At 68.2% G+C, this 21819-nt stretch carries 17 protein-coding genes and 3 pseudogenes; 9 read left to right on the forward strand and 11 right to left on the reverse strand.

Going from position 1 to position 21819, the window contains the following annotated elements:
* Nucleotides 1-94: pseudogene (locus tag ACFWFI_RS02630) on the reverse strand (DnaJ domain-containing protein); the annotation flags it as partial.
* Between the two features lie 571 nt (nucleotides 95-665).
* Between ACFWFI_RS02630 and ACFWFI_RS02635 the strand changes: the two are divergent.
* Complete coding sequence (locus tag ACFWFI_RS02635) at nucleotides 666-2444, forward strand: PucR family transcriptional regulator (protein ID WP_387384607.1); 1779 nt, start codon at nucleotides 666-668, stop codon at nucleotides 2442-2444.
* Nucleotides 2445-2834: 390 nt separating this feature from the next.
* Here ACFWFI_RS02635 and ACFWFI_RS02640 read toward each other — a convergent pair whose 3' ends face one another.
* Entirely contained in the window at nucleotides 2835-3920 is a 1086-nt protein-coding gene (locus ACFWFI_RS02640) for an acetate/propionate family kinase (RefSeq protein ID WP_387384609.1), read from the reverse strand.
* 435 nt (nucleotides 3921-4355) lie between these two features.
* On the opposite strand from ACFWFI_RS02640, the pseudogene ACFWFI_RS02645 reads away from it, so the two are divergent.
* A pseudogene (locus ACFWFI_RS02645) lies at nucleotides 4356-4541 on the forward strand (hypothetical protein); the annotation flags it as partial.
* A 1056-nt stretch (nucleotides 4542-5597) separates the two neighbouring features.
* On the opposite strand, the gene ACFWFI_RS02650 reads toward ACFWFI_RS02645, so the two are convergent.
* From ACFWFI_RS02650 to ACFWFI_RS02665, 4 genes are all read right to left on the reverse strand, one after another.
* Nucleotides 5598-6458, reverse strand: coding sequence for a hypothetical protein (locus ACFWFI_RS02650; protein WP_387384611.1), 861 nt, complete (start codon nucleotides 6456-6458; stop codon nucleotides 5598-5600).
* Nucleotides 6455-7024, reverse strand: coding sequence for a sigma-70 family RNA polymerase sigma factor (locus tag ACFWFI_RS02655; protein WP_387384613.1), 570 nt, complete (start codon nucleotides 7022-7024; stop codon nucleotides 6455-6457). The genes ACFWFI_RS02650 and ACFWFI_RS02655 overlap by 4 nt, the downstream gene beginning before the upstream one ends.
* Nucleotides 7021-7182: a hypothetical protein gene (locus ACFWFI_RS02660; RefSeq protein ID WP_387384721.1), complete on the reverse strand. Its 162-nt coding sequence runs from the start codon at nucleotides 7180-7182 to the stop codon at nucleotides 7021-7023. Before ACFWFI_RS02660 ends, ACFWFI_RS02655 begins: the two co-directional genes overlap by 4 nt.
* 495 nt (nucleotides 7183-7677) lie before the next feature.
* Complete coding sequence (locus ACFWFI_RS02665; RefSeq protein WP_387384615.1) at nucleotides 7678-7860, reverse strand: hypothetical protein; 183 nt, start codon at nucleotides 7858-7860, stop codon at nucleotides 7678-7680.
* Between the two features lie 427 nt (nucleotides 7861-8287).
* On the opposite strand from ACFWFI_RS02665, the gene ACFWFI_RS02670 reads away from it, so the two are divergent.
* From ACFWFI_RS02670 to ACFWFI_RS02685, 4 genes are all read left to right on the forward strand, one after another.
* Nucleotides 8288-8563: a hypothetical protein gene (locus tag ACFWFI_RS02670; protein WP_387384617.1), complete on the forward strand. Its 276-nt coding sequence runs from the start codon at nucleotides 8288-8290 to the stop codon at nucleotides 8561-8563.
* Between the two features lie 113 nt (nucleotides 8564-8676).
* Nucleotides 8677-9420, forward strand: a complete 744-nt coding sequence (locus ACFWFI_RS02675; protein WP_387384717.1) for an HNH endonuclease family protein — start codon at nucleotides 8677-8679, stop codon at nucleotides 9418-9420.
* A 301-nt stretch (nucleotides 9421-9721) separates the two neighbouring features.
* Nucleotides 9722-9907 carry a hypothetical protein gene (locus tag ACFWFI_RS02680; protein WP_387384619.1) on the forward strand — a complete coding sequence of 62 codons (186 nt, stop codon included), beginning with the start codon at nucleotides 9722-9724 and terminating at the stop codon, nucleotides 9905-9907.
* Between the two features lie 33 nt (nucleotides 9908-9940).
* Nucleotides 9941-10957, forward strand: coding sequence for an ATP-dependent DNA ligase (locus ACFWFI_RS02685; RefSeq protein ID WP_387384621.1), 1017 nt, complete (start codon nucleotides 9941-9943; stop codon nucleotides 10955-10957).
* 416 nt (nucleotides 10958-11373) lie between these two features.
* Here ACFWFI_RS02685 and ACFWFI_RS02690 read toward each other — a convergent pair whose 3' ends face one another.
* On the reverse strand, nucleotides 11374-12153 hold the full coding sequence (locus ACFWFI_RS02690; protein ID WP_387384623.1) for a hypothetical protein: 780 nt from the start codon (nucleotides 12151-12153) through the stop codon (nucleotides 11374-11376).
* Nucleotides 12154-12505: 352 nt separating this feature from the next.
* Here ACFWFI_RS02690 and ACFWFI_RS02695 point away from each other — a divergent pair, with 352 nt between their 5' ends.
* From ACFWFI_RS02695 to ACFWFI_RS02705, 3 genes are all read left to right on the forward strand, one after another.
* Nucleotides 12506-15955, forward strand: coding sequence for a DNA polymerase III subunit alpha (locus ACFWFI_RS02695; RefSeq protein WP_387384625.1), 3450 nt, complete (start codon nucleotides 12506-12508; stop codon nucleotides 15953-15955).
* A gap of 1092 nt (nucleotides 15956-17047) precedes the next feature.
* Nucleotides 17048-17848, forward strand: coding sequence for a peptidoglycan-binding protein (locus ACFWFI_RS02700; protein WP_387384627.1), 801 nt, complete (start codon nucleotides 17048-17050; stop codon nucleotides 17846-17848).
* On the forward strand, nucleotides 17845-18708 hold the full coding sequence (locus ACFWFI_RS02705) for a helix-turn-helix domain-containing protein (protein WP_387384629.1): 864 nt from the start codon (nucleotides 17845-17847) through the stop codon (nucleotides 18706-18708). The genes ACFWFI_RS02700 and ACFWFI_RS02705 overlap by 4 nt, the downstream gene beginning before the upstream one ends.
* A gap of 6 nt (nucleotides 18709-18714) precedes the next feature.
* Here the strand turns inward: ACFWFI_RS02705 and ACFWFI_RS02710 are convergent.
* The 4 genes and pseudogenes from ACFWFI_RS02710 to ACFWFI_RS02725 form a co-directional block, all read right to left on the reverse strand.
* Nucleotides 18715-19505, reverse strand: a protein-coding gene (locus tag ACFWFI_RS02710; protein ID WP_387384719.1) for an IS5 family transposase whose coding sequence is annotated in 2 segments (ribosomal slippage) — nucleotides 18715-19175 and nucleotides 19175-19505 — 792 coding nt in all. Because the reading frame shifts where the segments join, the coding sequence is not laid out codon by codon here.
* A gap of 356 nt (nucleotides 19506-19861) precedes the next feature.
* Nucleotides 19862-20679: pseudogene (locus ACFWFI_RS02715) on the reverse strand (IS5 family transposase).
* Between the two features lie 61 nt (nucleotides 20680-20740).
* Nucleotides 20741-21094 (reverse strand): hypothetical protein, encoded by a 354-nt coding sequence (locus ACFWFI_RS02720; RefSeq protein WP_387384631.1) that lies wholly within the window; start codon nucleotides 21092-21094, stop codon nucleotides 20741-20743.
* A gap of 243 nt (nucleotides 21095-21337) precedes the next feature.
* Nucleotides 21338-21796, reverse strand: a complete 459-nt coding sequence (locus tag ACFWFI_RS02725) for a hypothetical protein (RefSeq protein ID WP_387384633.1) — start codon at nucleotides 21794-21796, stop codon at nucleotides 21338-21340.
* Between the last annotated feature and the right edge of the window lie 23 nt (nucleotides 21797-21819).

The raw sequence follows: 21819 nt of genomic DNA on the forward strand, positions 1-21819 counted from the left end.
CGGACAGGACGCTGTATGCCTCGTTGAGGTCCTTGAAGCGTTCCTCCGCCGCCGGGTCCTTGTTGACGTCGGGATGGTGTTTGCGGGCGAGCTTGGGAACTGGCGCGGGAGCGGACGGAGTTCGGAGGCCAGTGGCCGCACACGCTCCACGCCTGCCTCTTCCTTGACCGCCGCCCGGGCATCGGAGACGACAGCGCGCCAGGTATCGCGTCGCCGCGATCACCTCGTACCGGTTCGGCTGCGTAGCGCGGAGCGGTGCACAACTCCGGCAACCGCACCGACGCGCAACTGCAAGAGCATGCCGAACAGCTCCGTGACCAGCACTCCCAGGCTCAGCCCTTGGCCGGAGGAACAAACGGGGACGACGGGGCCGGGGGGTTCACTAGACCGAATAACCAGCCGGTAAGTCCCGTACAAGTCAGCCGGCCTGTCATGCTGCTCCGTCATCGCTGTGCCCCTCCTGCGGGTTTAGGTGCGGAGGTTTTCCAACGCACCCAGGATGGCGAGCCGAGTGGCTCGACGCCTGCGCCTGGCCGGCCAGGAATGCACGCGCCCGGTCGCCCAACGAGTACTAGAGTGAAGATACGGACATATCGCACGGGGTGGCTCGCGAGCGGGTGTCAAAACACGCTTGCCTCGCCCTCTGAGGGCTCGGGAGTGATCCCATGGCCGGAAGTCGGCCGCACAACCTGTACCGCCGCTCCGACCGGGAGGGCAGTATGGCGCGGGGCAGCCCCCGGCGACCCCCCGCAGCCGCACACAAAGAGCCCCACCCACTTGCTCTGCCCCCCGCCGACCATGCCCTCCACGAGCTCACAGCGCTGTCCCGCACCCTGTTCGGCACCCCGGACGAAAGCGAGATCCTGCGCCTGGCCATGGACCACATAACCGCCGCCGGGCCGTACAGCGCCGAGGCCGGCTACCTCGAAGCGGACGGTGACCTGGTCCCCAGCCCGAGGAACCGCCAGGATCACGCCTTGACCGTGGACCGGAGAGTGCGGGAGTTGGCCGGACAGGACGGTCCTGTGGCCGTACCCGGTAGGCCCCGGGGCCAAGCCCTTGGGCTGCGCGGACTTGAGAGACTCCACGGCTACCTCGTAGTGACGTCCCGCTCCCAGCCCACCGAAGCCGAGCGGTCCCTACTCGCCGCACTCGTCCTGCACACCGCTGCTGCGCTGTCAGTTGCGGTCGCACACCGCCGCCGACGCGAGGATGCCCTGGAGCTGCACCGGCTCAGGGAGGAACGCGCAGCCCTCCAGAGGCAGCTGATCGCCCTTGTAGCTGAGCTGACGTACCAGCGGGCCGTACACGCACGCATGGCCGACGTCGCCGCCTCGGGCGATGCCGAGGAGGCCGTCACCCACGCCCTGCACGGGCTGACCGGACTCCCCGCACTGGTCGAGGACCGCTTCGGTCGGCTGAGGTCCTGGGCCGGCCCCGACCGGCCCGACCCCTATCCGGAACCGGACCCTGTGCGCCAGGACGAACTGCTGCACGCTGTCGCCCGGGAGGCCGGGCCGGCGCGGATCAAGGGCCGGCTGATCGCTCTGGTCCGCCCGCACGGCGAGGTCCTGGGCATGCTGGCTCTGGTCGATCCCCAGGGCGAGGCAGACGAGCACACCGTGCTCGCTCTGGAACAGGCCGCCACGTCGCTCGCCCCGGAGCTGGCGCACCTGCGCAACCTGGCCGAAGTGGAACTGAGGCTGCACCGCGAGCTGGCCGACGACCTACTGGCAGGAACGGACGAGACCAGCGCCTACGCCCGGTCCGAGGCAGTCGGACACGACCTGCACCGAAGCCACTACATCGTCGTGGTGCAGTGGTCGGACCGGACTGCGGACGATTCCTTCGCGCAGATTGTGGGCCGGGTGGCCTCTGCCGTGGGCATGCGCTCACTGCTGACCCGACGTTCCGACCACGTGGTCCTGCTCGCTGATGACAGGCCGCCCGCTCGAGCGCTGTACGAGGCGCTCACCCTGGAAACGGGGGCGCCGTCCGGGAGCATCGGCGTGAGCGCCCCGTGCGATTCCCCCGACGACATCCCCCAGCGCTATCAGGAGGCACAGCGCGCCCTGGAAGTGCGCCGCCACTCACGCAAGCCATACGGCATGACGTTCTTCGACGAACTCGGCCTCTATCGCATCCTGGGGCCTGGCAACGATTTCCGGGAACTGGAGGCGTTCGTCCACGAGTGGCTCGGGCAACTCATCGGTTACGACGCCCGAAACAACTCGGCCATGGCGGAGACCTTGGCCCGGTACTTCGACTGCGGCGGCAACTACGACGAGACCGCCGCATCCCTCGCCATCCACCGCAGCACGCTGCGCTACAGACTCCAGCGCATCCGCGAGATCAGCGGCAACGACCTCGCGAACGTCGAGGACCGGCTCAACCTCCAGGTGGCGACCCGAGTGTGGAAGATCGTCCTGGGCGGATCCGGCTGATGCCTCGTACAAGAGCTGGGCAAGCGCATTACCCCGCCCTGGAGTCGGGAGGTCCGCTCCTTCGACCGTGATGTGTGCGTCCGGGCGTCGGATTCAGGCTCGGCCCGTGCTCCCGCCCCCGCCGGTCTCGTGACTGCGCAGCAGCGTGTTCGCCCGCTGCCCACGACGCCCGCGCTGTCTGCTGGTTGCGAGAGCGGCAGCAGCGCACGACACCAGGCTGAGCAACGTTCATAGAACACGTCCCCAAGAGCCGGTACATCGTGGCTGCCGTTTGACCGGCGCTCTCGTCATGCCTGATCCCTAGGCTTTTCGAAGCATCGGACATCCCCGCAAGCGTCAGGCCCTGTGTGTGAACTCCGAATGCCGACGTGGCGGTGGCGTCGGCCCGCCTCAGCGCTGAGCCAAGAGAGCCCGGGTCTCAACGTTGATCTGCTGAGCCTCTCCGGTGGGGACGACCACGACGGCAACTCGCGCGCCGGGCTCGCTGATGATTTCGGGACGTTCGGCGACCAGTGGTCGCAGGCTGCCCGTGAGGCCGAACACAGACAGCCCGGCGCACACCTCCTCACGCACCTCAGGCTGGTCCTCGCCGATCTCGCCGGTGAAAACGAGAGCGTCCAGGCGGCTCAAGGATGCGGCCATGCCGGCGATGCCACGACGGCACTGGTGGGTGAAGACGTCAAGGGCGAGTGCGGCGCGCTCGTCGCCTGCCGCCCGGCTGCGGACCAGGTCGCGCGTGTCGTCCGAAGTGCCGGAGAGGGCGAGCAGACCGGACCTGTGGTTCAGAACGTCCTCGATCTCGTTCGCAGACACATTCTTCCGTGTGAGCAGCCAGGTCAGGGCGCCAGGGTCGATGCTGCCGCTGCGATGACTCATCACCAGACCCTCCAAGGGCGTAAAGCCCATCGTCGTGTCGACACTGCGCCCATCACGCACCGCGCAGGCGGAGCAGCCACCGCCGAGGTGCACCATCACCAGGTGCAGCTGCTCGGGACGGCGGCCGAGGAGTTCAGCGGTGCGGGCCAGCGCCCAGGCGTAGGACAGGCCGTGGAAGCCGTAGCGGCGCAGTCCGTACTTATCGCGCCAGCTGGAAGGTACTGCGTACTCCCGTGCCGCAACGGGTAAGCCGGAGTGGAAGACGGTGTCGAAGCAGGCGACGTGCGGAACTCCCGGCAGCAGATCCCGAGCCGCGTCCAGAACGGTCAGTGCTTGGGGGACGTGCAATGGCGCGAGGTCTGCAACCCGGTTCAAGCTGGCACGCACAGCGTCGTCCAGCAGAGTGTGGCCGCGCAGCTCCGATCCGCCGTGGACGATGCGGTGACCCACAGCTGTAGGAGCCGGCCCTTCCTTCAGCAACTGCCGCAGCGATTCGGTTGCCCCCTCGCCAGGCGGAGAGTCACTGTGGTGTTCGTTAAGGACTTGACCACCGTCCCCGAAGACCGTCAGACGCAGGCTCGATGACCCCGCGTCAGTCACCAGTACCGGGGTGGTTCGTGTGCGCACACACCGATCCTCTCCCTCGTTCCGCAATCATCCCTCGGAAGATGTTTCATGACTTTCGTAGCGGGCTTCCACGCCCCGGCACTGAGTACCCGATCAGATTGCAGTGGAAACAGAACGGTGCGCTAAGCGAGCCCGGCAGACCAGCAGTCGGCGTACCGATCAGCAGGGACGCCGCTCAGACCCACTGGCGACATCCAATCGCCGCTACGGCCGATGTAGGCAACGGAACAGAAGGGCAGCCCACCTGGCCACACCTTCGCCCATGAAGGCCCACGGCGCGGTGTGCACGGCCGCTGATCCATGTAGCCGAATGACGCAGTTGAAGCGTTCGCAATCACCGGGCCGCGACCCGCGTCACGAGGGAGGGGCCTTGTCCGCGCAGCACCGCGACCGCATCTGCCGCGCTGATCCGCCCGTCACCACACCGGCGTCGGCCGCGACACCCGCACCGACCCCTTCCAGGACCGCCGCGCCTACGTCTGGGACGACAACTCCGACACCGCGACCCTGCGTGACGCCCGCAGCCGCACCGTGGACACCGAGACCTGGGGCCGCAACCACCACCGCCGCTGCCCCACACCCCCTCCATGCTGACCCCGCCCGCTGCGCGGAGTCGTTCGGCTGAGGCGCCGTGGAGCCTTCCGCCGAGAGGCGACCGCTCTCCGCCCTCACGCCCCCTACTGCCCCGGCTGGCTTCCCTCGACCAGCCGGGGCTTTTCCGTGTACGCCCTGCCCCGCCGAACGGGCGGATCCCCTTGTTGTCCAGTTCAGGCCATGCCGCTGACAGTGATCTTCCGGTGACGTGTTGTCAGTGGAGGCTGCTTCGGTCATCGGCAGCGCAAGGGGTTGTTGTGGCGTGGGTGAGGTAGTACGTGTGCCGAGCGGGGCGAGGGTGAAGACCCATTTCCGGTGGGCCGCGGGGGATGCCGGGAGCTTTCACCGCTGGGCGAAGCACGCAGTGACATGGAGGCAGCACTGCCACTTGCCAGGGCGGGCGTACGCGTGGAGCTGGGGGGTGGTCCTACATGTTGGCAGCCATTTCGAGGATGGGCCGCAGCATCAGCGGGGCCGGCTGGGCGCTCTGGGCAATCGAGTTTGCGCATGGCGATACTCGCCACCGGCGTGCTTGAGCGGGGAGACGCGGGCGAAGTCTTCGTCCAGGGCGGTGTGGCTTCCGGAGAAGCCTGACCCCGCATCCCGAAGTTGTGCTAGACGACCATGATCAATCTCAGCGCCAACCACGGTTCGAAATCCCCGGGGCCGGAATAGCCACCAGAAGGTCCTGCCGGGCGATCAGGGCACGTGGGAAAGCCCCGGCTGGTCGGGGGAGGCCAGCCGGGGCGGCTAGAAGGGTGTGGGTGCGGAGGGTGGTCGCCTCTCGGCGGAGGGCTCCATGGGGCTTCAGCCGAACGATCTTCCCCATGGGCTATAGGTGAGGCCCGGGGACACAGTCCCCTCCGTACCCACACGCAGATGAACGCACCACCTTCCAAGGATGTTCCAACACCCTTCACCCAAAAACGGTGAGCCGGACCACACCGGCGTGACCCGCAGACCCTGCCCGGGGACCAGGCGGTATTGCGCCGGTGGCCGCTGTGCAGCGCCCAGTGGCGTGGGGGCGATGGCGAGCTGTCGTGGGGGCGCCACTTCTTAGCCCCAGCACCAGTTTGGGTGCCGGCGCGCGGATGCGATGAGCGAGTTCGGATTTTTGGGGCGGGTCTGGAGCCGGTTGCGCACCCGCGGTCTGCTGGGAGCGGGTGCGCTGGCGGTCTTGGTGAGGGTGCGGATGTGGTCGGTGAAGCCGGGAGCGGGCAGGGGCAGTTCGAAGTCGTCGATGGGACCGACGGCTGCGGGGACGTAGTCGAGTACGGCACCGACCAGAGCCGGCACGGGGGCTGGTTCGGTTTTGAGGGCGTTCAGGATGCGCAGAGCGGTGGGCAGCAGGCTCGCGTCGGTAGTTGACACGGCGTGGAGAGCGTCGGTAACGGCATCGGATACGTCGTTCTTGATGTGGGGCTCGGCGTCGGTGGAATCGTCGCTCCAGGGCAGAGCGCCCTGGATCCGCTCGGTCTGCTCGTGCCACCAGTCGGCTTCGCCGTGCTCGCCGAGGGCGAGGTGGTGCAGGTAGAGGCAGTAGGAAGCTGCCGGATCGCCGGCGCCCGCTGCGTACTGCCACCAGAAACGGGCGTTCTCCTCGGACTCGGCGAGTTGCAGGATGCAGCCCAGAACCCGGGCTCCCGGGGGCTCGGGGAGCTGCGGGGTGAGGAAGGTGTCCAGGGTACTGAGGGCGCTCTTGCGGGTGACGACGGTCTGGCAGAGGGTGTTCAGGTTCTGGGCTGCCTCCTGCTCCGTCGGCTCCTCCGGGGTAACGGCGGGTGCGGGTGGGGGCGGGGTGGCGGTGGCGTGGAGCCGGGCGTGGAGGCGGGCCTCGGCGGCGTCGATGTCTTGCTGGGTGTAGGGGGTGGTGACCAGGCGTGCGCGGGAGAGGAACTCCGTGATGTGGGGGGTCATCGACGTCCTTCCATAGTGCGGTCGGGGCCCAGGATGCTGCGCAGCCGGCGCGTTGCGTGGCGGGCCGTGGAGCGGACGGTAGCGCTGGTGATGCCGAGGGCGTCGGCAACCTGGGGTGCGTTCAGCCCGTGGAGGTAGGTCATCACCATGACGTCGAGCTGGCGTTCGGTGAGCTGGCGCATGGCCCGGAAGAGTGCGAGGGACTCGGTGATCTGTCCGTACGGGTCGACGGCGTCGCGCAGGGCGACCGTGTTGAAAGCCTCGTCGTCGAGCAGGAGCGGCCTTCGTTTCCGGGCACGGGCGTGGTCGGTGACCTTGTTGCGCATGACGGTCCAGGCGTAGCCGTCCGGGTTGTCACTGCTCAGGACCTTGTCCCAGGACCGGTAGAGATGCTCGAAGGCGCTGTCGATTGCCTCCTCCGCGTCGTCGCGGTTGTGGAGGAAGGTCTCGGCGTAGTGGACGTAGCGGGGGCGCTTCATCTGGTGGAACGCAGAGAAGGCGTGGTCGGGGGGCTGGTGGGGCATCGGCTCGGCGCCTGGACGGGTGCGGCTTCGGTTCTCGGTCACCGGCCTTCCTTTCCGTCGTGGGGGTGGCGGTTCATCTCGCTCACCCCGGCCCGGACACCCGCTGCCGCCAGGCGGCGAAACAGAGTGAGCGCGTCCTGACCAAAGACACGGATGGCGACCGCCAGCATCATCAGGTCACCAACGAGTTGCATCGTCACAGGCGAGAGCCTCTGCTCGTACGAAGAGCCGGGCGCACTTTTCGGACCCGGGAAGTGCGCGGTTGTGCGCCCTTCACTCACGACGACGCCCCCCACCCGGCAGGTGTGCACAGGCAATCCAGGAAAGATTACGCAGCGCCAAGCCCTGGTGGCACACAGATGTTCCCTACTGCTCATCCAGTATCAATAGCCATCCCACGCCACCCGAACGCCAGCATCACCACCAGCAAACACATCCAAAGATCAACACTTTGCGTAAATTTGCGCAAAGCAAGCAAATCTTATGAGTGATGCAGGTCACATGTTCGAGGTGGTTCAAGGCCGGCTCGCGAGCCTTGGAAACTGGAGCGTGAACGAGCTCGGGCGACATGCCCGCCCCACGCCCCGTGGGTGAGCCGAAGCCGTTCGAGTGAGGTGCTGTGACTGAGCGCCGTAGTCGGCCCGGCCGGTCAACCACGGTTCCCAGTCGGGCCAGATGAAGGTTCTCGTGAGGCCCTAGTTGGCCGCTCGCCCTGACGGTGTGGCAGTAGGGGACATCGCCGGGGAGTCGTCGAAGAGCGCGTGGACAGCCGTGTGGACCTGGGTGGCGACCACCTCAGAAGTGGAGACGCCGAGCTTGCCGTCGAGGTGCACGAACGCAGGGCCGCGGACGAGGGCCCACACCGTCAGAAGCCGCATCGCCGCTGGGCGAGCGGCGCGGGACCGTCCCCGCGGGCGCGGGGAGCAGATGCGCGGCTTGCCGCGGAAGGGATGCTTGACTTCGCGACGGGCGCCCCCGCGGGACTAGGCAGCGTGCGTCGTCCACGCCCACGACGGCCCGTGCCTACGTCGACAAGCGGGCGGGAGCAGTGGCCAAGGGGACGAGCATGGCGGCCAGAGCAGCAGAAATGATCATTCGGTGCATGGACGGCTCAACATGTATGGCCACCCTCGCAGTCACGGGCCAGGGGCCCGGTTCACCCGAAGTCGTCACCCGCCGGACGGCGCGTCCGTTGGCCTCAATGAACCACCGGCCCACCACTCGCCCGGGACAAGGCCATAGGGCAGGCGCCAGACCCGGCAGAACGAGCTGACGGTCGACAACGAGGATCAGCACACTGGGCACATGCGATATGACACGAGAGCCGAAAGAGCCAAGCTGAGAGCCGTGAAGACCTTCATATCGCTGGCCATCCTCCTCGCCTCACCCGTGTTGCTCGTGGCAGGGGCGCCGATCCGCCGCCGCTACCTCAGCCACGTCTACCGCGACGACGCCCCACAGATCCTGGACAAGGAGCGGGGCCAGGCCAGCACCCACTACTTTGTCGTCACCCACCCCCTTCTCGGATGGCTCTGTTGGCCCACCGAGACACTCGCCCGCCTCATCGGACGCCGAGGCTGAACGGCAAGCTCAGCGGGTGTTCCGTTTCTTCAGGTGAACCAGTGTCGCGATCGGGTGACGTAGTGTCGGTGCCCAACCGCCGGGCAGAGGGCGGCTGCTAATCACGTCTCGTGATGATCTCCCTGCTGCGACGCGGCCTGCCCGCGCTCGCCCTCGCCGCCCTGCCGCTGCTCGCCTCGCCCGCCTCCGCCGGCACCCTCACCAGCCCCCTGCCCGTGGAAGAACTCCCGTTCACTTCCTACGTCCCGGCGCAGACCCCCGACGGCGCCCCCGGGGCCCGACGGTCGCTGGGACTGTTCGAGGCGATCGACCGGCTCCCAGTCGCTGAGGAGCACCGGGAGGGTTACCAGCGGACCCTCTACAAGCACTGGAACCGCGGACTGAACGCCACGGACGGCTGCGACACCCGCCGAGAGGTCATCCTCTCCGAGGCCGTGAACGCACCCGAGGTCACGGCCGGCTGCAAGCTCACCGGGGGCTCGTGGCGCAGCGCGTACGACGGCCTGGTGGTGAGCGACGCCGGTCGGCTCGACGTCGACCACTTCGTGCCGCTAGCAGAGGTGTTCGACTCCGAGCAGACACCGTGGAGCGCCGAGCGGCGCGAGGCGTACGCCAACGACCTGGGGTCCCCGGACACGCTGATTGCGGTCTCCGCTGCCTCCAACCGGTCCAAGAGTGACAAGGACCCCGCGCAGTGGATGCCCACGGACGCGTCCTACCACTGCACCTACGCCGCGACCTGGGTGGGAACGAAACTCCGCTGGGACCTGGCCGTCGACGACGCCGAGCGCCAGGCCCTGCTCGGCACGGCTGAGGACTGCTCCGGCACCACCGTCACCTACGAGCCCGCCCCGTAGCCCTGGCTGACCTCCGGGCCGTAGCCACCCTGGCCTCGGGCTGGGGAAGGCAGCCTGACAGCACAACGACGGCGCCCGACCCCCTGGATCTCTCTGGGGACAGGCGTCGTCGTGGGTCAGACGCTCAGCGGGGCCAGCACCCGCCCCACCGTGGGCCCATGCCGACGCCTGGAGCAGAGTCCCTTGCAGTGCACCCGGGTGTCCCCCATGTCCAGGTCGCTGCGGAGCCGGCCGACTGCGGTGAAGTGGCCGACGAAGTCCTGAGTCGCGGCCGGTCACGCGGAGACGTACACCAGAGGGTATGAGTGATGCGCAGACAACATGGCACCCGGGCGAGATCGTCCCCGAAAGCGGGATCTACGAGTGTGACTGCGGAGCGGCCCACCACTGGAGCACCGACGTGAAGGGCCACCGCTTCCCCCCGTTCCCCGCAGGCTGCCCCGGCGGCGCATGGGCCCTGAAAACGGACGCCCACCCGGACACCTGACCAAGCCTGACCGGTCACGGGAAGGAGCCCCGCATGGTGCTGCGTCCTCCCGTGGAGCCCATGCTCGCCCAGGCACGCGAAACCATCCCGCTCCCCGGAGCTATGCCGGGGGGGGGCATGCTCATCGATCCCAAGTTCGATGGATTCCGGTGCCTGCTGTTCACCCCGGTCGAGGACGGGCAGCCGGTGGTGCTGCAGACGCGTCGCGGCGCGATGTACCAGGCACGTTTCCCTGATCTGGTCGCCGCGGCCGCCCAGCTGCCCCGCGGCCTGGTCCTCGATGGCGAGCTGGCCGTCCTCGAAGAGGGCCAGCTCAGCTTCACCGCCTTGCAGCGCCGCGCGACCGCTGTCCGCCAGGCCAGGGTCCTGGCTGCCGAGCTGCCCGCGCACTTCATCGCCTTCGACATCCTCCAAGCCGACGGCCGAGAGCTTTTGGACGAGCCCTTGTGGCGGCGCCGAGAGGTCCTCGAGGCGCTGTTCGCCGACCATCGGCTGACGCCGCCGTGGACGCTGTGCCCGTCGACCACCGACCTCGCCGTCGCGCAGGAGTGGCTGACTGAGTGGACCGACGTCCCGGGCGTTGAGGGCGTAGTCGTGAAGAGCCGGGCCGGCCGGTACCGCCCGGGCGTCCGAGGGTCCTGGTACAAGGTCCGCCGACGAGCCACGACAGAAGCGATCATCGGAGGCGTCACCGGCTCCCTGCGCCACCCTCAGGTCCTCCTCCTGGGCCGCCTCGACGCGATCGGACGTCTGCGGCTGGTCGGGAAGACGGTCCCGCTGAAGCCGACACCATCCGCTGAGGTCGCCGACCAGCTCACTGGGGCCGACACCGACCACCCATGGACCGGCGTGCGATTCTCTGCCCGCTGGGGGAGCCGAGACCATCTCATCCCGGTGCTGGTCGAGCCCCGATGTATCGCGGAGATCAGCGGGGACACCGCCCAGGACGCGGGCGTCTGGCGGCACCCCGTCCGGTACGTAAGGCTCCGCCAGGACATGACCGCAGCGGACGTGCCCACCTTCGGGGGCATGCAGCGCCACACCGGGTGACCATCCGGGCACCGAGACCGGGCTGAAGAACCACCCCGCGCAGCGGCCCCGGAGCGGCGAAGCACTGGACCGGACCTGGACCGCTGCTCCTGGGGCGCCATCCCAGTAGCGCCACGGAAGTACCCACGTCGCATTCCAGCCCGGCGACACCCGCTTGCAAGTACTGCTCCCGCTGACCAGCAAAGTCACAGGCGGCGGGCTGTGACTGAGCGGCGTGGTTGGCCTGTCTGGCCAACTACGTGCACACGCGGGACACAGCTTCGGGCGTGGGCGGTGGTGTGCTGGTCAGAGTTCCCAGTCCGTCGAAGCGAAGGTGTCTTACGGGCGAGAGAGCGTGCTCGGGGGTAGCTGGAGCCGGACCGCGAGAACGTCGATGCGTTCAACGAGCCGAGGCGTGCGGCGGGCCGTGGTCGAGTTCAGGTGCTCTGGGCTGTGGTGACGTTCTCGATGAGAGTGGCGATGGCCGCCTCGTCGGGGCCCGGATCCGGCTTGAACGTGGCGAGCTTCTCGGGTGGCATCGGCCCGGTGGTGTCCAGGACGTCCATCGTCGCGATGACGCCTCCGACCCGTACGGCGGTCACCAGGGTCCAGGCGAAGCCTCCGTCGTCCAACCGGGACAAGGTCCGGTAGCGCAGTGCGTTCTCCCCGAGGGCCGGGACGTCCAGCGCCTCGGTCGTGACGGACGCCTTTCCGAACGTGTTGCTGAAGCTGAACCGGCTGCATGCCCCGACGGCCTCGCGCAACTGCTGCATGCGGGCCCGTGCAGCCCCTTCCGGATAGCTCATCAGGTTGGTGCTCCTGGGAGCCATGGAGGTCCCAGCCCGATACATGATCGACGAGGCCGCGGCAGCCTCCTCACCATCACCCCCGGTGGCCTCCCTCACAAGCCGGCAGACCTCCGGGGAGACGGTCTCCTTGACGTCGAGGGAGGAGTCCGGTTCAGCCCCGTCCCGAGAACTGCTCCCCGTGATCTCGAAACCGACGGCCTGGTCCGCGGTGAGCAGCGCGGCCTTCAGCTTGGCAGCGGTCAGCGGTTCGGAGTGCTCCGCCGCCTTACCGGCTGCCGTGCTCGTCGCCGGCCCCGGCTTTCTCCCGGCTTCGACGGGCTCGGCACTGTCCCCGCACCCTGCGGTCAGCCCCATCGCCGACAGGAGCGCCACCGCCGACACCAATCTTCGTCCGCTCTTTCGCACCATCAGGTCCCCACCCTCGAACTCGCACTGTTCACATACGTACTGGCGAACGATATCCGTGCATGCCCAGCGTCCTGACGTACCAGTGAGTGAAGGTGATCGGCTTCCAGCCGGTCAAGGAGCGGGGCAAGGTCGCACGGAAACTGCCAGCGCGTCGCCCGCTACCCCGCGGGCCATCTGCCCCGCTCAAGAGGCCAACTATCACGCTCAGGGGCCAGATAGCACGCTCAGTCACAGGCGGCGGGCGGCTTGGGGGGAGGAGCACCAAACTCGCCTGTTCGATTTATGTTCGAGTACTGTGGAGATCTGGCCAGGGTGGTTAGACCGTATTTGGGGGTATTTGACGGAGGTCGTGATGGGCGGTGGTGTACATCTGCATGTCGCCAGCGGCTACTCCGCTCGCTACGGTGCCTCCCATCCGCACGACCTGGTCGCCCGTGCCGCCGAGCGGGGCATCACCACGCTCGCGCTGACCGATCGCGACACCGTCACCGGCATCGTCCGCTTCGCCAAAGCCGCCATGGCGGCTGGCGTGCGCCCGGTTCTCGGCGTCGACCTCGCGGTCGCACCACACGCCCCGGCTGGCCCCGCCCTCAAGCCGCGGACCCCGGTGCGCGGCGGTGCACACGTGGCCGAGGCGCCCCTGCGCGTCACCCTCCTCGCCCAGGACATCTCCGGATGGGCGCGGCTGTGCAGGATCGTCTCTGCCGCCCATGCGACAGCCGACGGCGGTCCGCCGGTCGTGACCTGGCCCGTGCTCCAGCAGTACGCCGACCAGAAGCTCACGATCCTGCTCGGCCCCGCGTCGGAGCCGCTCAGGGCCTTGTCGGCCGGGCGCCCGGCCACCGCCGAGCAGCTCCTGGCCCCGTGGCGGGAGGTTGCCGGGCCGAACCTGCGCCTGGAAGTCCTGCACTGGGGGCTACAAGGTCTCGGAGCCGGCTCGTCGCGGCTCGCCGCACACACGCTCGGCCTGGCCGACCAGCTCTCCATCCCCGCGGTGCTGACCAACGCGGTGCGCTACGCGGACCCCGCCCAGCACCGGGTCGCGGATGTCCTGGACGCGGCCAGGCGACTGCGCCCCATCGACCCCCGCAGCCTGGACTGCGGCGAGCGCTGGCTGAAGGGCCCGGACCAGATGGCCGCCACGGCTGAGCTGATCTGCCAGTCGGCAGGTGCAGGGTCGGGCCGGGCAGCTGACCTGCTCGCCGAGACCGTGCGGACAGCCGAGCAGTGCGAGATCGATCCGGTCGCCGACCTCGGACTGGGGCGCCCGCATTTCCCGGAGCCCACCGTCGTCGGCGCCGAGCCGGGCACGGGCGGAGCGATGCGGCTACTGAAGCAACGGTGCGAGGCAGGGATGTCCGCCCGCGGCCTCGATCGCGACCGGCAGGCGGTCGAGCAGCTCGACTACGAGCTCGGCACCATCGGCCGACTCGGCTTCGAGGCCTACTTCCTCGCCGTCGCCCAGGTCGTCGCCGACGTCCGCGACATGGCCATCAGAGTCTCCGCCCGCGGATCCGGCGCCGGATCCATGGTCAACCACAGCCTGTTCGTCGCCACAGCCAATCCGCTCGAACACCGGCTGCTCTTCGAGCGGTTCCTCTCCGAACGCCGCGCCTCGCTCCCGGACATCGACATCGATGTGGAGTCCGCCCGCCGCCTGGAGGTCTACGACCGGATCATCGAACGCTTCGGCACCGACCGCGTCGCCGTCACCGGAATGCCGGAGACCTACCGGGCCCGGCACGCTCTGCGCGACACCGGACTCGCCCTCGGGCTGCCGCCCCACGTCGTCGACAAGGTCGCCAAGTCGTTCCCCCACATCCGCGCCTGCGATATCCGCGGGGCGCTCAAGGAACTGCCCGAGCTGCGGCAGCTGGCAGCCGAGGCCACGTCGTACGGCCGGTTGTGGGAGCTCGCCGAAGGCCTGGACGCACTGCCGCGGGGGATCGCGATGCACCCGTGCGGCGTGATCCTGTCGAACGCGACCCTGCTGGACCGGCTGCCCGTCCAGCCGACGCCGGGCGGGCAGTACCCGATGGTCCAGGCCGACAAGGAAGACGTCGAAGACCTCGGCCTGCTCAAACTCGACGTCCTCGGAGTGCGGATGCAATCCGCGATGGCCCACGCCGTCACCGAGATCCGCCGCACAACCGGCAGGCAGATCGACCTCGACAACCCCGACCACGTGCCCCTGGACGACCAGTTCGCCTTCGCCCTCATCCAGGACTCCGACACCGTCGGCATGTTCCAGCTCGAGTCACCCGGCCAGCAGGACCTCGTCGGACGCCTCCAGCCCCGCGACCCCCAGGACGTCATCGCCGACATCTCCCTCTTCCGACCCGGCCCGGTGCAAGGCGGCATGCCCGCGCTCTACATCGCCGCCCGCCACGGCGCAGCCCCCGTCTACCCCCACCCCGACCTCGAACCCGTCCTCCGCGACACCTACGGGGTGACGATCTGGCACGAGCAGATCATCGACATCCTCGCCGTGATGACCGGCTGCGACCGGGCCCTGGCCGAGGTCGCCCGGCGCGCCCTTGCCGACGAGAAACGCCTGCCGAAGCTGGAGGGGTGGTTCCGGGCGAAGGCGGGCGCCCGCGGATACACCACCAAGGTCCTGGATGACGTCTGGGAGATCGTCGCCAGCTTCGGCGCGTACGGCTTCTGCCGCGCGCACGCGGTCGCCTTCGCCGTGCCCGCCCTCCAGTCGGCATGGCTCAAAGCCCACCATCCAGCCGCCCTGTATGCGGGGCTGCTGGAACACGACCCCGGCATGTGGCCGATGCGCGTGATCGTCGCCGACGCCCGCCGCCACAACGTCCCCGTACTGCCCGTCGACGTGAACAAATCCGCACCCGCCCACCAGGTCGAACAGACCGACAACGGCCCCGGCGTCCGACTCTCCCTGTCCACCGTAAAAGGCATCAGCGAAGACCAGGTCAACCGCATCACCGCCGGGCAGCCCTACAACTCCCTCCAAGACCTCTGGCAACGAGCCCACCCAGCCCTGCCCATCACCGAACGCCTCATCCAGATCGGCGCCCTCGACCGCCTCAAAGGCGGCCAGACACGACGCGACCTCCTGCTCCAAGCGGCAGAGCTGCACCGCCACACCCGCAGCCGGCCCGGCGCCGGACAGCTCCCAATCGATGACACCCTCATCACCGCCGGACCCTCCGGCCTCCGCGAGATGAACAGCCGCGAGGCCCTCGACGCCGAACTCGGCGTGCTGAAGATCGACGTCTCCCAGCACCTGATCGAACACCACCACCGACTCCTGAGGGAGATCGGAGCCACCGACGCCAAGCACCTCAAGACGATGCACCCCGGACAACAGGTCCTCGTCGCCGGCGTACGCGCCTCCACCCAGACCCCACCCATCCCGTCCGGCAAGCGGGTCATCTTCGTCACCCTCGAAGACGGCTTCGGACTCGTCGACTGCGCCTTCTTCGACGACTCCCACGAGACCTGCGCACACACGATCTTCCACAACGGACTACTGCTCGTCCGCGGCACCGTCGAGGCCCGCGGCCCGCGCCGGACCGTCGTCGGGCAGAGGGTCTGGAACCTCGAAGAACTTGCCGCAGCCCGCCGCGACTATGGCCCCCAGGCCGTCCTCGACCTCCTCGGCCACCGCGAACCGGCCTCCACCCCCGCCCAGCCGGCCGGCACAGAGGCCCGGACGCTCACCAACGGGACTGCCGGGGCGAAGCTCCACCCCTACGCCGACCTTCAGCCCGCCGGCACCCGCTCTGCCGACCTCAACCGCCTCGGCCACACCAGCCAGGGAAGTGCGGGATGACAACCAGCCCACGCACCGTGATGCGCATCTACTTCCACTGTTCGTCGTTGCGGTGTAGGGCGTTGTCCGCTTCGTGCACGGCTGGCAGAGCAGACTCGTCCGGCCCGTGGTGCTGCCGTCGATGGTGGATCCGACACCGACCGCTATCGGGATGATGTAACCGCCGTTGGCCGGCGTATAGGTGATGCGGCCGCGCTCCTGGGGGGTGTCACGGTAGCTCAGTACCTCGTACCGCGCGCACACCGTGCCAGCCGTGTACGTGGCGCACTTCTCGGCCGCGGTCTGCCACGCGCCCCAGGAGGCGTGCAGGTCCCACAGCGAGCCGTCGTCGAACTCGCCCTGCACCTTCTACGGTCCGGAGCCGGCCGTGTGAACCGGGGACCAGGCGGAGGTCCACGTGTTGGCCTGCGGTGCGCAGCCTCCCGCGCAGACCTCGGAGAGACCGCGCCGGTGCTCCAGTGGTAGGTGGTCGGCTTCATCTCGTAGCCGTTGGCGGGGGAGAGGACCACTCTTCCTCGGTAGCCCGTGACCGAGCCGGTATCGGTGACACGCTTCTGTACCTCGGCACAGATCTGCCCCTGGGACGTGACGCCGTCGAGGGCGGTGTACGTCTTGCAGACCGTGTCCATGGCCTGCCAGGTGGTAGCTGCCGAGGTGCCGGAAGGCGAGGCGGCAACCGTAGATCCCCCTCCCGGTGTCGCAGCCGCCAAGGCTGTGCCCGCGGTGGCCGGGCTGCCGCTGGCGGCGATCCCAACGGCAATGGCACACGAGTGCCTTCATGAGGGCTCGCATGCTGTCCCCCTCAATGGACGTGCGCCTGGACAGAGCCGACCGCGGCGGCCGGCCCGGCAACGAGACTGCGGGCTCAGCGGGATCTCTGGCCACAGATCACCTGGAAATAACCGAGTCCCGGGACGTCCCGGCTGTTGACTGACGAGATGCCGCCCGCCGTGTCCCTACGGCGGGACTGCGCCGGCAACCGGACTGTTGCTTTCCCAGCCACGGGCACGCAGCGGGTTCCGTGGCGACTGGTGCAGAATGAGGCCGGGAACCGAGGGCAGGGCCCCGGCCCCGAACACGAGTGGGGGAAGTATGTCGCGCTGGAAGGAACTGCCCGCAGAACTGCATCCACACGTCCACCAGCTGATTGTGCGACTACGCAGGCTCAAGGACCACAACGAGCTGAGCACGCGGCAACTGGCCACGACGACCGGGTACAGCGCGAAGTCCTGGCAGCGCTACCTGAACGGCAGGTCTCTGCCGCCCCGGGAGGCCGTCGACGCGCTGGCCCGCGCCGCCGGCGACGACCCGGCCCGGCTGCTGGTCATGCATGAGATCGCCGCCCAACGCTGGGCCGAGGGAAAGGCGGACACAAACGCCGACGACCCCGAGGACTCCTCCCCACCAGCGCAACCCACCCCCACCAAGCAGCAGCCCTACGGGCGCCACCTCCGCGCCGCTCTCACCGCGGCAGCCGTGGTCACGATGCTGTCCGTCGCCGCGGCACTCCTGCTGGCCATACGGCTCACCGAAGCCCGCGCCCAGCTCGCGCAAGACCACCGCCATGCTGTTCCAACGGGCCCGCCCACGGTGTCGGAGTCCCTGGTCCCGGTCATCTACTCCTGCCGCCTGGAGCAGCGTGACGGTCGCTGGCACGCCAACCTGAGCCCAACCACCGACATCCTTCTGTCGAACACCCACGTGGGGCTCGAAGTAGCCGAGGCACAGTGCCTGCTGCACCGGGCGGGCACCGCGCCGGGAGACATCGACGGCGTCTTCGGCCCGAAGACCCGACGAGCCGTCGAGCGCATGCAGAAACAGAACGGGCTGATCGTCAACGGAGTCATCGACCCGCCCACCTGGCAGGCCCTACGGGAGGCGACGCCCAAGTGACCACAGAACACGGTCGGCTGCTCGAGGCGCTGCGGGAGCTACGGGCCGGTGCGGGGCTGAGTCTGGCGGCGCTCGCGGAACGAACTCCGTACAGCAAATCCTCGTGGGAGCGATACCTCAACGGCAAGAGCCTTCTCCCCCGCCAGGCAGTAAGGGAACTGTGCCGCCTCGCGAACGAACCGGACGGGCGGCTGCTGGCACTGTGGGAGATCGCAGAGTCGCACTGGCGCGGCCGCGCGGCGGCCCCTCCATCCACCCCTCCGGCGGAGGAGCCGACGCCGCCGACTCCGCCCGAGTCACCACCGCCCGTCGAGACTGGGTTGCGAAGATTTGGCCGGAGCAGGCTCTTGGTGGTGCTGGCATCGGTGTACACCATGATGATCGGCGGTGTCGCCATCCTGCTGTTTCTCCAGCTGCCGGACTCCGAGGCCCAAGAGGCCGAGCAACGGGACGCCGTGCCGTTCTCCATCGCTCCGCAATGCCACGGCGCCGCCTGCGAGGGCAGGGACCCGATGCGCCTGATCTGCGGCATCGACCCCGACACCCTCGCCTCGCACCGCACTGCCACCGGCGCCCACATCGAGCTGCGCCACAGCAGGAAGTGCGGAGCGACCTGGGCTCGGACCTGGGGGACCGAGATCGGCGATCGGGTGGACGTCACAGCAGGCGGTCCGACCCACAGTGTGCGCATCAGGACCAAGGACGACGCGGCGACCTTCGTCTATACCGAGATGACCGAAGCCCGTCCCGGCAGCACCGTCCGGGCCTGCTTCCGCCCGGCGACGGCCGACGGCGAACCGGAGTGCGTCGATGCCCGCGTCGGTTGGGGTACCACCGCGGTCCGACGGATCTCCCCTTAAGAGGTCCTAACAAAGGCGTTGGACGTGTCGGTGGGTGATGAGGCAGGTCGCAAGGCCGAGGAAGGCTTCGTGGATGTCGTCGCGTCGTTCCCACCGGATGCGGAGGCGTCGGAAGCCGTGGAACCAGGCGATCGTGCGCTCGACAACCCAGCGATGAACACCGAGGCCGGAGCCGTGCGCTACTCCGCGGCGGGCGATGACCGGCTTGATGCCCTGAGCCCAGACCAGACGGCGGTACTTGTCGTGGTCATAGCCGCGGTCACCGAGCAGGACGTCAGGGCGCCGACGTGGCCTTCCCACGAGCCCCGGGACCGACGGGATCTTGGCGAGCAGGGGCATCAGCTGGGTGACGTCGTTGCGGTTTCCGCCGGACAGGGACACCGCGAGCGGGATGCCCTGGCCGTCGACCAGGATGTGGTGCTTGCTGCCCGGCCGCGCGCGGTCGACCGGGCTGGGGCCGCTTTTGGGCCGCGCCGAGCGGCCCGGACGTGGGAAGAATCGATCACCGCCCGCGACCAGTCGAGCTGTTTCGCCGCTCGCAGCCTGGCCAGCAGCACGACGTGCAGCCTGTCCCAGACGCCGGCCTCATTCCAGGCAGCGAGCCGGCGCCAGCACGTCATGCCTGAACCGAAGCCCAGCTCCTGCGGCAGGTACTCCCACTGGATCCCGGTATGCAGCACGAACAGGATCCCGCAGAGCGCTTGACGGTCAGGAACTCTCGGCCTGCCGGGCACCAGCTTCGGCGCCGGAACAGGCAACAACGGCTCTACCAGCGACCACAGTTCATCCGAGACGATCCACGGACGCGACTCTCTCTTCCCCACGAACAGCCCAACGAGCAACCAAGCCGACAGTCACATCATCTGAGGCTTCTGTTAGGACCTCTAACAGCCGGCCCTCGGCCGGGTGCGGCGGGCCTCAACTGGTACGACTGCGCGCCCGACTTCAACGCGGGACTCGTCGAGCACATCCATCGCTCCTACTCGAACAGGAAGAGCCCTCGACGGTCGGCGCAAATCCTTTGGGTCCCTCGGGGCGTCGACGCCTCCACCGCCGTTACGAACGCAAAGGCCGCCCTGTCCCTGCCTTCACCAGCCTCGCCCGCGTCCCCTCTGGTCCCGCACACACCCCCTGAGTTGACCTCTTAGAGGTCCTAACAAAGGCGTTGGACGTGTCGGTGGGTGATGAGGCAGGTGGCGAGTCCGAGGAAAGCCTCGTGGATGTCGTCGCGTCTTTCCCAACGGACGCGGAGGCGTCGGAAGCCGTGGAACCAGGCGATGGTGCGCTCGACAACCCAGCGGTGAACACCGAGGCCGGAGCCGTGCGGTACTCCACGGCGGGCGATGACCGGCTTGATGCCCTGCGCCCAGACCAGGCGGCGGTACTTGTCGTGGTCGTAGCCGCGGTCGCCGAGGAGGATGTCAGGCCTCCGACGTGGTCGTCCGACGAGTCCAGGGACGGAGGGAATCTTCGCCAGGAGGGGCATCAGCTGGGTGACGTCGTTACGGTTTCCGCCGGTCAGAGACACTGCCAGTGGGATGCCCTGCCCGTCGACGAGGATGTGGTGCTTGCTGCCCGGCCGTGCGCGGTCGACCGGACTGGGCCCGCTTTTGGGCCTCGCCGAGCGGCCCGGACGTGGGAGGAGTCGATCACCGCCCGCGACCAGTCCAGCTGTTTCGCCGCTCGCAGCTTTGCCAGCAGCACAACGTGGAGCCGGTCCCAGACGCCGGCCTCATTCCACGCGGCAAGCCGGCGCCAGCACGTCATGCCCGAACCGAAGCCCAGCTCCTGCGGCAGGTACTCCCACTGGATCCCGGTATGCAGCACAAACAGGATCCCGCACAGCGCCTGGCGATCCGGCACTCTCGGCCGACCGGCCACCAGCTTCGGCCCCGGCTCAGGTAACAACGGCTCGATCAGCGACCACAGTTCATCCGAGACGACCCATGGACGCGACTCTCTCTTCCCCACGAACAGACCAACGAGGATCCAAGCCGACAGTCACATCATCAGTGACTTCTGTTAGGACCTCTTAGCAGCTGGATCGTGAGTCGATGCGAACGGCTACAACCCTCTCCCCGGAGCCGAAGCTTCCGTTTGGCTTCACACACAACACCTTCCCGTCGCTCTGCAGGACGTACGCCACATCGTCGTTGCGAGTGTTCACGACGGCATAGCCGGTGTTCGGGTACTGCAAGTACTGCCAGGAAGAGGTCACTACCTGGAAGCGGGCGACGATCGCGGACTGCACGTTCGGATCGGTATAGAAGCAAACCTCGGGGTAGTTGCAACGGTATGCGCTGTCGGCTTGCGCCGACGGGGCGACGACCAGCGGGATCGTGGCAGCGGCGGCGGTTGCACCGATCACGCCGCCGAGCTTTCGCATCCAAGGCATCATGCGATTTCTTCCATTCTGTGAGAAAGGTTGTAGGCGTCTCACGTGTGAGACCTCGACCGAGCCCTGGTTGTGCTGACTGAGCAGGAGGGGCCGCCCTCGTCGGGCGCGGCCCCTCCGATTCCAGCCATTCCAGAGTCTCGCTCGAAGGAGGGCTCTCGTACGGCCGAAAGCCTGCGTACTTGGGGGTGGGAGGCCGGAACCCCACGTGCCTTGCGGGTGTGACCGTCGGGGCTATTCGGCCCAGTTATTGCCGCAGGCGGTGTAGACAACCCAGCGGTGCGAGCTGATGGCGTTGTTCGCCGTGGTGCCACTGGAGAATTTGTCGTCGGCGAGGCTGGAGGCGAACCCCTCGTTGCGGGACAGGCAGATGTAGCCTCCGGTCCACCCCGTGCCGGTCCCGTTGAAGAACTGGACTTCGAGCGTGGTGCCCTTGTTGAGGATCGATGAGGCTTTGTTGCTGGCTGCGGCCTGATAGTTTCCGATTCCGTCAGCCCAGTTGGAGTCCCAGCCATCGTCCTTTCCGAGGAATCCGGTGCAGTTGGTGGCGTCATAGGCGTACATGAAGCGGGATGTCGCACCACCATTCCACGCGCTGTCGCAGGGCGTGGCCGCGTGCGCGGTAGAGACTGGGAGAGTAGTTCCGAGGGCGGCCAGGGCCATGACGGTCAAGACGGTGGGGAGCTTTCTCATGAGGGACTCCTTCTAGATTGGTC

The organism is Streptomyces sp. NPDC060209 (assembly GCF_042728155.1).
GTDB lineage: Bacteria > Actinomycetota > Actinomycetes > Streptomycetales > Streptomycetaceae > Streptomyces.